Source organism: Streptomyces spongiae, from assembly GCF_009377185.1.
Lineage (GTDB): Bacteria > Actinomycetota > Actinomycetes > Streptomycetales > Streptomycetaceae > Streptomyces > Streptomyces spongiae.
Genome location: NZ_VJZC01000553.1, coordinates 1 through 6,667 on the forward strand (window position 1 = coordinate 1; position 6,667 = coordinate 6,667).

The following is a 6,667-nucleotide window of genomic DNA, read 5'->3' on the forward strand; positions in this document are numbered from 1 at the left end:
GAGCAGCACCGCCACTCCCGCTCCCGCCGCCCGCCCGGCGACCATGAGCCGCCCGAATGTCCCCGGCCTCAGGACCCGACCGAGCCACGCGAACAGCGGAGGGACAGGACGCCCGTACGCCGACCACACCCCGGCCCCCGCCACGGCGCCCACGAGCAGCGGCACGCACACGACGGCCCACTCCCGGGAGGGCCGGAACGCGCCGCTGGAGGCATACATCGCGGCCGCCCCACCGACGGCCGCATAACCGGCCACGACGCCCACCCACGCCGTACTCCTCGGCCCGGACATACTGCTCGGCCCTGACGTACGGGGCGTGGCATCGGTGTCGGCCACCGCGTCCCGGGCCGCCCGCTGCACGAGGCCCATCGGCAGTGCGAGCAGCAGCAGCGGAGTGAGGCCGATCGGCGCGGGTACGTCGGACAGCGTCTCGGTGCGGACGAGTTCGACGCCGTGGGCCAGCAGCCACAGGGCGGCCGCCACGTTCAGCGCCCCGCCCGGCCCGCTGTCGGGATACGGCGAACTGACCCACAGCACCATCACGAGCACGGCGAACGCACCGAGCCCGAGCCCGGCCGCGACGGCTCCCCCGAGCAGCCCCGCGCCCAGCGCGGACGCCCCCCTCAGCAACCGGTCCCCCAGGAGACGGTCCCCCAGGGGACCGTTCCACCGGCCGGACGGCGTGGGCGCCGGATCGGCCGGGTGCGGCGGACCTGCGGGATGCGGCGGACCTGCCGAGTCAGGCGGGCCGGCGGGGTGGGGGGACTCGCTCACGTGCGTCACGGGCCCATGCTGCCAACGACACGCGCTCCAGCCGCGTAACGGAGGATTCATGGATGTGTCGCTCAATATGTGTTTATGTGCTTTTCAGTACGGAGGGCATGCCCGTGACACAGAGCCGAGCGCCGTCGACCCAGGCAGTCGAGCCGTCGACCGAGGAGTCCCCCGCGCCCGAGGCCACCGAGCCGACGGCCGATCCGTCGGCTGATCCGTCGGCTGATCCGTCGGCTGATGCGACGGCTGATGCGACGGCTGATGCGACGGTAGATCCAGCGGCTGATCCGACGGCCGAGCCGACGGTCCGAGTCGCCGAGTGGTACGAGCTGACCCCCATCGAGGCCGCGGAACCCGCACCCCTGTCAGGCCCCCTGACGCCCGCTCAGGCCTTCGACGCCCTCTACGCGTTCTGTGCCCCCACACTCGTACGGCAGACCTACATGCTGACCGGACGGCGCGCACTGGCCCGCGAATCGGTGGAGCGGGCCTTCCAGCTCGCCTGGCAGCGCTGGCCGGAGGTGGCCGTGGACCGCGACCCCATGGGCTGGGTGCGGGCCGCGGCACACGACTACGCGCTCGCCCCCTGGCACAAGCTCCGCCCCCGCCTGTGGCGCACCGACACCTGGCGCACGCCCACGCTCTCCGGGTCCTCCGACCGGACGGGCACCGCCCTCACCGACCGTGCCCTCATCCACGTACTCCTGAGACTGCCGCCCCCGTACCGGCGCGCGGTGCTGCTGTACGACGGCCTCGGCCTCGACCTGCCCGACACGGCCGCGGAGACCGAGGCGAGCACCCCCGCGACGGCGGGCCGTCTGCTGTACGCGCGCGAGGCGGTCGCCGCGCGCCTGCCGGAACTGTCGGACCCCGAGGAGCTGCGGCGCCGGCTCGGCGAGGCCGCGAACGGGGAGGGCCCGTGGGTCGTCAGGCCGTGCTCCCCGGCCGCCGCGCGCCTGCACGGCGAACGCCGCGCCCGCCGCTGGATCCACGCGGCCGCCGTCTTCGCGGCCCTCTTCTTCACGACGAGCACCTTCGCCGTCCGCACCACCCCGGACCACTACGAAGCCCCGGTGGCCCCGGGCGCTCCGATCCGGGGAATCCCGCAGAGAGGTGCCATGGGCCCGCTCCCCCAGGAGCAGCTGAACCTCCGGGCCAAACTGAGATCGGCGGCGGAAGGCGGCCCCGGGAGGCTGGTTCCGGAGAGCAGGTGACCTCGCGCCGCACACACCGCTCCATGCAGGTGGGCCCGCACCCCGAGGGGTACGGGCCCACCTGCCTGATCAGGCCGTGCTCAGCCGCCAGGCCGTGCTCAGCTACCAGGCCGTGCTCAGCTACCAGGCCGTGCTCAGCCGCCGAGAATGGCGCGCGCGAGCTTCGCCGTCTCGGTCGGGGTCTTGCCGACCTTGACGCCCGCGGCCTCCAGGGCCTCCTTCTTCGCCTGGGCGGTGCCCGACGAACCGGAGACGATGGCGCCCGCGTGACCCATGGTCTTGCCCTCGGGAGCGGTGAAGCCGGCGACGTAGCCGACGACCGGCTTGGTCACGTTGGCCTTGATGAAGTCGGCCGCGCGCTCCTCGGCGTCGCCACCGATCTCACCGATCATCACGATCAGGTCGGTGTCGGGGTCGGCCTCGAACGCGGCGAGCGCGTCGATGTGGGTGGTGCCGATGATCGGGTCACCGCCGATGCCGACGCAGGAGCTGAAGCCGATGTCACGGAGCTCGTACATCATCTGGTACGTCAGCGTGCCGGACTTCGACACCAGGCCGATGCGGCCCGGCTTGGTGATGTCGGCCGGGATGATGCCGGCGTTCGACTGACCCGGGGTGATCAGGCCGGGGCAGTTCGGGCCGATGACACGGGTCTTGTTGCCCTTGGCCTGGGCGTGCGCCCAGAAGCTGGCCGTGTCGTGGACCGCGATGCCCTCGGTGATGACGACCGCGAGCGGGATCTCGGCGTCGATGGCCTCGACGACGGCGTCCTTGGTGAACTTCTCCGGGACGAAGATGACCGTGACGTCGGCGCCGGTCTTCTCGATCGCGTCGGCGACCGAGCCGAACACCGGGATCTCGGTGCCGTCGAAGTCGACGCTCTGGCCCGCCTTGCGCGGGTTCACGCCACCGACGATGTTCGTGCCGGAGGCCAGCATGCGCTTGGTGTGCTTCTGACCCTCGGAGCCGGTCATGCCCTGAACGATGACCTTGGATTCCTTGGTGAGGAAGATAGCCATGGTGTTCTGTGACCTCGTCCCTTACTTCGCGGCCGCAGCCAGCTCGGCGGCCTTGTCGGCCGCGCCGTCCATGGTGTCCACCTGCTGCACGAGCGGGTGGTTGGCGTCCGTCAGGATCTTGCGGCCCAGCTCGGCGTTGTTGCCGTCGAGGCGCACGACCAGCGGCTTGTTGACCTCTTCGCCCTTGCTCTTGAGCAGCTCCAGGGCCTGCACGATGCCGTTGGCGACGGCGTCGCACGCGGTGATGCCACCGAAGACGTTCACGAAGACGGACCTGACGTCCGGGTCGCCCAGGATGATCTCCAGGCCGTTCGCCATGACCTCGGCGGAGGCACCGCCACCGATGTCGAGGAAGTTGGCCGGCTTGACGCCCTTGTGGGCCTCACCGGCGTACGCGACCACGTCGAGGGTGGACATGACCAGACCGGCACCGTTTCCGATGATGCCGACCTCGCCCTCGAGCTTCACGTAGTTGAGGCCCTTGGCCTTGGCCGCGGCCTCGAGGGGGTTGGCCGCCGCCTTGTCCTCGAACTCCTCGAACTCCGGGTGACGGAACTCGGCGTTCGCGTCCAGGGAGACCTTGCCGTCGAGGGCGAGGATGTCACCGGAGGCGACCTTGGCGAGCGGGTTGACCTCGACGAGGAGGGCGTCCTCCTTGACGAAGACGTCCCACAGGGTCACCAGCACGTCGGCGACCTTGTCGGCGACCTCGGCCGGGAACTGGCCCGCGGCCACGATCTCCCGCGCCTTCTCCTTGGTGACGCCCGCGTTGGAGTCGACCGGGATCTTGGCGAGCTTCTCGGGGGTCGTCGCGGCGACCTCCTCGATGTCCATGCCACCGGCGACGGAGGCCATGGCCAGGAAGGTGCGGTTCGTGCGGTCGAGGAGGTAGGAGACGTAGTACTCCTCGACGATCTCCGGAGCCGTCTCGGCGATCATCACCTTGTGGACCGTGTGGCCCTTGATGTCCATGCCGAGGATGTCCGTCGCGCGGGCGACGGCCTCGTCCGGGGTGGCGGCCAGCTTGACGCCGCCGGCCTTGCCGCGACCACCGACCTTCACCTGCGCCTTGACGACCGACTTGCCGCCCAGCCGCTCGGTGATCTCGCGCGCCCCCTCAGGCGTGTCGATGACTTCACCGGCCAGCACCGGTACACCGTGCTTGGCGAAGAGGTCCCTCGCCTGGTACTCGAACAGGTCCACGCGCTTCCGTCCCTATCAGTGATCTAGCGGTTCGTTGGATGCGTGGGCGTGCCGCGAAGGGCAACGTGACGTCCGCTGTATGTCACAAGGGAGGCGCACACGGTGTCCGAGCGCGCGGCATGTCCGTCTCGCAGGTTATCGCCGCTTGCAGACGGTCTCTAAATCAGGGGTCACACCTGAGCGGTGATACCTGTCACATGATGCCCTGCTCACTGGCACCGCGTGCCGCATGTGCGGGGCCTCACCGGGCTGGGGTTGACCCGGTGAGACCCCTGGAAGGCCCTCCAATGGCTCTGAAGGGCCCAGGGCGGGTGATCCCCACCCCAATGGGGACCACTACCGCCACCCGCCGGGATGGGGTCGGACACGGCCGACGGCTTCGGCCGTCCGCGGCACGGCCGATGGGTTCGGCCGTGCCGGATGCCTCCCGGCGGAGCTCTGTTGCCTACCGGCGGAGCTCTGTTGCCTACCGGCGGGGCTCTGTCAGGCGCCGACGCCGTAGTGGGCGTTCGGCAGGTAGTCCGGAGTGATCGAGTCGGTCACGCCCCCGGCACCGCCGACGGCGTTGCCGACGAGCGGGCCGCTGGTGGCCTGGACCGTGCCGGTGAGGTCCTGCGCGAAGGGCGCGACCTGTCCGGCCACGGGGGCGACCTCGCCGGCGACGCTCTGCGCGAACGGCCGCACGTCCCCAGTGACGCCGTACGCGAGATGCGTCGCGCCCCCGCCGACGCCGTACGCGAGGTGCGTCGCGCTTCCGCCGACGCCCGCCACGACGGGCTGCGCGGAGTCGGCGACGGTGTCGACGTACCCGGTGACGGTGTCGACGACCGGCTGCACGGCCCCGACCGTGCCGTACGCGAACGGCGTGACGTCGTCCGCGACGATCCCCTCCGCGAACGGCGTGACGTCGTCTGCGACGACCCCCTCCGCGAACGGTCCGACCTGCTCCTGGACGAGGCCCGTGGCCAGCGGCGGAACCTCGCCGACCAGGTTCTGCGCGAACGGCCGGACATCGCCCGCGACGCCGTACGCGAGGTGGGTCGCGTCCCCGACCGCCTGCCCGGCGACGGGCACCACGCCGTCGACGGCGGTGTGGGCGACCGGCGGGAGCACGGAGCCGCTGGCGTCGCCTACGACCTGTCCCGCGACTCCGGTCGCGTACGGCTGGAGGTCCGCGACGGCCTGCCCGGTGAGGGCGCCGGCATCCCCCGTGACGCCGTACGTGAAGGTGCCGGCGTTGGCCGTGGCCTGGCCGGCGAGGGTCCGCGCCTGGGCAACGGCCTGTCCGGCGAGGGTCGTCGCGTCGGCCGCGGCCTGGTGCGCGAGCGTGCCCGTGTGGGCCGTGGTCCGGTCGGTGAGGCCGGTGGTGTTGCCCACGGCGTGGCCGGCGACCGGGGTGACGCCGTCGACCACGGTGCCGGCGACCGGCGGCACGACGGCGGCGGTGGTCTCGTCGACGACGGGGGCGACGACCGGTGTGACCGTGGCCGGGATGCCCGCGACCGTGCCCGTGATGTGGCCCGGGACGGCGGAGACCGTGTCCTGGGCGGCGGTCGTGACGGTGGTGGCCTGGGTCAGGAGCTGCCCCTGGACCCCGTTGGCCGTGGCGGTCGTGGCGGTGAGGCGGGCCTCGGCGCCGGTCGCGGTGGCGTGGACCGTCCGCTGGGCCGCTCCCTGCGCGGTGTGCTTCGTGCCCTGGATGCGGGTCTGCGCGGCGGCGAGGGCCTCCTCCAGCTCCGGGGCGAACGAGCCGAGGGGGCCGAAGAGGTAGTCGATCTCGTCCTCGGGCGCGCTGACGTCGACGACCGCGGCCCCGGCGTGCTGCTGAGCGTGGGCCGCGACGCCGGTGACTGTCCTGGACGCCTTCGCGGAGGCGTGGGTGACGTGGGAGACGTGGGAGACGTGGGAGACGTGGGGGATGTGGGAGACGTGTGTGACCCCGGAGACGTCGGCGTCCACGTAGCGGCGGGCCTGGTCCGCGGTCCGCGTGGGTGCGGCGGTGACCTTTGCGGCGGTCTGGGTGGCGACGTCGGGGGCGGCCTTCTTGGCGGTGGCGGTGGTGTCGGTGCCCTTGGCGGTGTCCGTCACCTCGGTGACGACCCCGCCCACGGTGTCGGTGACCGCACCGAGCACGTCCCCGGTGTCGACGGTTGCGTCGGGCGTGGTCACTGCCGACGAAGGCAGTTCGTCCGCGCTGGCCATGCTCGAACCGAGCGCCCACGCGCCGGTGACTCCGGCGGCTATCACGATCGAACGGCGAATGTTCTTGTTCATGCGTGCGTCAGATCCTTCTGAATTCCCCTGACGGATCGCTGATGTGCGCGACGTCGGGGCAGCAGCTCACAAGGCCAGGCCCGACCGGTGGCAGCCGGAGATCACTGCTCGCGCAGCGGCACCGACACATAGGAGGGATCGTGCCGCGGCGAGGAGAAGGTCAGCTGCGCGCCGGACGGGTTG

5 protein-coding genes are annotated in these 6,667 nt (G+C 71.7%); 1 reads left to right on the forward strand and 4 read right to left on the reverse strand.

What is annotated here, in order from left to right; genetic code table 11:
- Positions 1-657 (reverse strand): cell division protein PerM (locus tag FNH08_RS51240; protein WP_228034680.1); only part of this gene is annotated, 657 nt, incomplete at its 3' end.
- Positions 658-887: 230 nt separating this feature from the next.
- Between FNH08_RS51240 and FNH08_RS41205 the strand changes: the two genes are divergently transcribed.
- Positions 888-1,988, forward strand: coding sequence for a SigE family RNA polymerase sigma factor (locus tag FNH08_RS41205; RefSeq protein ID WP_322726296.1), 1,101 nt, complete (start codon positions 888-890; stop codon positions 1,986-1,988).
- A 134-nt stretch (positions 1,989-2,122) separates the two neighbouring features.
- Here the strand turns inward: FNH08_RS41205 and sucD are convergent, their stop codons facing one another.
- The 3 genes from sucD to FNH08_RS41220 all read right to left on the reverse strand — a co-directional run bounded on the left by sucD (position 2,123) and on the right by FNH08_RS41220 (position 6,484).
- Entirely contained in the window at positions 2,123-3,007 is an 885-nt protein-coding gene (gene sucD, locus FNH08_RS41210; protein ID WP_152776637.1) for a succinate--CoA ligase subunit alpha, read from the reverse strand.
- 21 nt (positions 3,008-3,028) lie between these two features.
- Entirely contained in the window at positions 3,029-4,210 is a 1,182-nt protein-coding gene (gene sucC, locus FNH08_RS41215) for an ADP-forming succinate--CoA ligase subunit beta (protein WP_322726297.1), read from the reverse strand.
- Between the two features lie 483 nt (positions 4,211-4,693).
- A complete protein-coding gene (locus FNH08_RS41220; RefSeq protein WP_152776638.1) occupies positions 4,694-6,484 on the reverse strand; it encodes a hypothetical protein in 1,791 nt (596 codons plus the stop codon).
- Between the last annotated feature and the right edge of the window lie 183 nt (positions 6,485-6,667).

Excerpts from the sequence above, each read along its gene's own strand:
- FNH08_RS41220 (WP_152776638.1), bottom strand. The coding sequence starts at position 6,484 with ATGAACAAGAACATTCGCCGTTCGATCGTGATAGCCGCCGGAGTCACC.
- sucD (WP_152776637.1), bottom strand. The coding sequence starts at position 3,007 with ATGGCTATCTTCCTCACCAAGGAATCCAAGGTCATCGTTCAGGGCATG.